The sequence below is a fragment of the Salinispora sp. H7-4 genome (genome assembly GCF_013416675.1).
In the GTDB taxonomy this organism is placed as follows: domain Bacteria; phylum Actinomycetota; class Actinomycetes; order Mycobacteriales; family Micromonosporaceae; genus Micromonospora; species Micromonospora vitiensis.
In genome coordinates, this window is the sequence record NZ_JABZED010000011.1 from 2,918 (window position 1) to 6,358 (window position 3,441).

The 3,441-nt window shown below is 68.9% G+C and carries 4 protein-coding genes and 1 pseudogene; 2 read left to right on the forward strand and 3 right to left on the reverse strand.

What is annotated here, in order from left to right; translation table 11 throughout:
- Positions 1-154, forward strand: a pseudogene (locus H0524_RS24625) (M23 family peptidase); the annotation flags it as partial.
- A 48-nt stretch (positions 155-202) separates the two neighbouring features.
- On the opposite strand, the gene H0524_RS24290 reads toward H0524_RS24625, so the two are convergent.
- Positions 203-964, reverse strand: coding sequence for a hypothetical protein (locus tag H0524_RS24290; RefSeq protein ID WP_218941812.1), 762 nt, complete (start codon positions 962-964; stop codon positions 203-205).
- Positions 965-983: 19 nt separating this feature from the next.
- Positions 984-1,118: a hypothetical protein gene (locus tag H0524_RS24630; RefSeq protein ID WP_255435885.1), complete on the reverse strand. Its 135-nt coding sequence runs from the start codon at positions 1,116-1,118 to the stop codon at positions 984-986.
- A gap of 524 nt (positions 1,119-1,642) precedes the next feature.
- On the opposite strand from H0524_RS24630, the gene H0524_RS10775 reads away from it, so the two are divergent.
- Positions 1,643-2,263, forward strand: coding sequence for a YdeI family protein (locus tag H0524_RS10775; protein ID WP_180198539.1), 621 nt, complete (start codon positions 1,643-1,645; stop codon positions 2,261-2,263).
- A 34-nt stretch (positions 2,264-2,297) separates the two neighbouring features.
- Here the strand turns inward: H0524_RS10775 and H0524_RS10780 are convergent, their stop codons facing one another.
- A complete protein-coding gene (locus H0524_RS10780; RefSeq protein WP_180198540.1) occupies positions 2,298-3,281 on the reverse strand; it encodes a YafY family protein in 984 nt (327 codons plus the stop codon).
- Positions 3,282-3,441 lie beyond the last annotated feature (160 nt).

Consider the following 3,441-nt stretch of genomic DNA (forward strand, 5'->3'; position numbering starts at 1 on the left):
TGGCGTCGTGACCGGTGACCCGGCTGGCCTGTCCGCTCCCGGACAGCACCACGTGTTCTACCGGCTCGGCAACGGCACCCTCGAACATCGCTTCGTCAGCGACGACACCGGCCAGCTCGTCACCGACAACTGGGGCGGATCACTCGCACCGTAGCGCGCCAGAAAGCGGCAAAACAAGCCGACGCCCTCCGTGCAGCTGCCCTCACCGGCTCCCCACGGTGGCGAGCGGGGGCCAAACCGATCCACCGGATCTTTCGTAAGCGCATGGGGCGCCCTTCGGGGTCGGTGCACTCCTGACGCAGGCTGCGGCCCCGCCGCTCGAATGTAACAGTTCGTCCGAGGCGTCCGCGGCGGCGAAGACCTCGTCGAACGCGGCACTGTACTTGCCGTCCCGACCGCGGATCAGGAACCGGAACCGGCCGGCACGGCCGTCGTCGAGGTCCACAACAAGGTTGCGGGCCTGCTGCACCATCCAGGCGTGGCCTGGATTGGCGGTGACCCCGAGCAGGTGGACGCGGCGGGTGGCCACCTCCATCCCGCCCAGCACATAGATCCACTTGAGTCCGATCGCGTCGAGATGGAAGAAGTCGATCGCGAGCAGGCCGTGGGCTTGCACGCGCAGGAACGTCCGCCAACTGGTGTCCACCGCCCGCGGGGTCGGACCGGGCCGGCGGGCGGCCAGGATGCGGCGGATCGTGCCCGCACCGACCCGATGACCCAGTCGCAGCGTCTCACCCTGAACGCGCCGATGTCCCCACCGCGGGTTCTCCCGGGCGAGGCGCCGGACCAGGTCACGGACCTCATCGCAGACCGGCGGCCGACCGACCTTACGCGGATAGGTCCAGCGGCGACGCAGCAGCCGCCGATGCCAGCCGAGCAGCGTACCGGAGTGACCAGCCGATGGGCCCGGACCGCGGCAGGCAGCAGCCGGGCCAGGCCAGACAGCAAGGCCCGGTCCGGCCACGATAACCGAGGCCGGCCGTTCAGCTGCCGGCGCAGCCCGCCACCTCATGACGCAGGACGACGGCCTCCGCCAGCAGCGCGGTATCGCTACGAACGAACAAGCCGAGAACGCCGACCAGCCGGATCATCATCAAGTACACCAGCCGAACCACCATCCTGATGATCCTCAGCGCAACCGGAGAATCCCAGCTCACAACATGTGCAACGAGTTCTGGCACGCTACAGGTTGGTGGGGACCGGCCAGCTGCCCTCCACCCGGCATACCGGGACAGGGACGGCCTGGTCGAGGTGCAGACGCTTCAGGCCGATGAACACGACATCGACATCGACCGGTGGGTGCCCCTGGCCGCATTCGTAGGCAACGATGCCGTCGGGTGGAAGGCCTACCCGAGACCGGCTCTCAAGGAGATGACCGGCGATCAGGGTCGCGCCCAAAGTGAGCGACAAGTGAGCGACAGCTGGGCCTGATCTGCGTTTGCGGACATCCGAAACAGCAGGCGGATGGCCACGGACGACCATCCGGAGCCCGGGAAACTTGGGTGAAAACAGCCGTGGCCGGGCACCGACAGGCGAACCCTGACGACCGCACGGTCAGGCGGGTGGGTGGATCACCCTGCCCCGATGGTCCCACGAGTGGCCGACGCGCCGGCAGCCCGGCGAGTCGGGTTAGCCTGCGGTCATGGCGAGCGCTGAACTGGACGAGTTGATCGTCACGGATGCCGAGGCACTGCGCACGTGGTTGGTGGCCAACCATGCCACGTCGCCGGGCGTCTGGCTCGTTCTGACCAAGAGAGGTGGCACCGCCACCACGCTGACGTGGCAGCAGGCGGTCGATGAGGCCCTCTGTTTCGGCTGGATCGACGGGCAGGGCCGGAAGCGGGATCAGGAGACATCCTGGATCCGGTTTACCCCGCGCCGGCACCGCAGTTCCTGGTCGCAACGGAATGTCGGCAACGTGGCCCGGCTGGAGGCACAGGGGCGTATGAGGCCCTCCGGCCGAGTTGCGGTGGAGGCTGCCAAGGCGGACGGGCGGTGGGCGGCCGCCTATGCCCCGTCGTCGGAGGCCGAGGTGCCGGACGATCTACTCGCCGCCATCGCCGCCAACCCTGCCGCCCAGGCCATGTTCGACGTACTCACCAGGACCAACCGGTTCGCTCTCATCCAACGCCTTGCTGCCGTCAAGCGGACGCAGACCCGCGAGCGCAAGATCGGCGAGTTCGTCGCCATGCTGGCCCGCCACGAGACGATCCACCCGCAGAAGGCCGAGCCGCCGGCCTCGCCGCAATCGGTGGCCTCATGATCCAGCGCGCTGATCTGTTCCGCTCCCGTCAGCGCTAATCGCCGGGCCGGGTTTCGGGGCGCGCAGGCGACAGTGCCCTGCTGAAGCGGGCCGCGACTGTGGCCACGGCAGCACGTAGTTCGGGGCCTGCCACCACCGAAAAGTCAAAGGGGACGGCAGCCAGCCACTCCTGGGCGTACATCGTGGGATTTCGGGTGCTGCCGACCAGGACGCAGCGGTCGCCGTCCGGCTCGAGGCGGCCCATCGGCGGCCGAATCCACGGTGCCACCTTCTCCCGTGGCGCATGAAACACCACGCGGGTGGGGTACTCCCAGCCCGCGCCGAGCTTCTCCGCAAGCGCGGCAACCGGACCCAGGCCATCGGGCGACACAAAGCGGTGCGGCAACTGCCGCACAGCCCGAATCCGATCGATACGGTACGTGCGGCTCGCGTCCGCGCGGTGCGAGTGGCACAGCAGGTACCAGCGTCCGTACCGCACGACGACTGCCCACGGGTCAACCTCGGCGTCCCGTTCCTCGCCGCTCTCGCCGCGGTGGGTGACCAGGACGCGGCGCCGGTCGGCGACGGCGGCGACCAGGGCACTGGTGGTGGCGGGATCAGGGCGAGCCACTCGCCGGTCCGGGGTGGCCGAGATGTACGCCCGCAGCGCCGCCGCCTGCCGTCCGACGCTCTCGGGGAGAGCCCGAATGACCTTGCTGAGCGCCGAGCCGATCGGATCGTCGGCGTCGATCACGGCCGGCTGCCCGTCGAGCACGGCCATGACCAGGCTGAGTGCCTGTTCCTGGGTGAAGACGACCGGCGGTAGCCGGGTGCCGCGGCCCAGTCGGTAGCCGCCATGCGGCCCGCGGATCGACTCGACCAGGATGCCGGCCTCACGAAGGATCCCGACGTAGCGTCGTGCGGCCCGCTCCGTCACACCTAACCGGGAGGCGAGCTGATCGGCAGTCACGCCGGGACGTGCCTGCAGGACCTCGAGCGTGCGTAGGGCCCGGGCGGTAGGGCTCGGACCGGTTCGCACAGCAGGAACATTACCGGAAGTGAAACGTCCGGAATCACCGCTAGACGATCTATTCCGAGGGATCAGTGGTCGTAAGCGATGAGGGAGCGCATGACGGGTTGGCCGGTGGTCCAGTTGTGCCAGATCGCGGCGGTCATCGCGAGGATGCGTTGTGCGACGC

Bases quoted from the DNA above. Each gene is read 5' to 3' on its own strand.
- H0524_RS24630 (WP_255435885.1), bottom strand. From the start codon at position 1,118: ATGGTGGTTCGGCTGGTGTACTTGATGATGATCCGGCTGGTCGGCGTT.
- H0524_RS10775 (WP_180198539.1), top strand. From the start codon at position 1,643: ATGGCGAGCGCTGAACTGGACGAGTTGATCGTCACGGATGCCGAGGCA.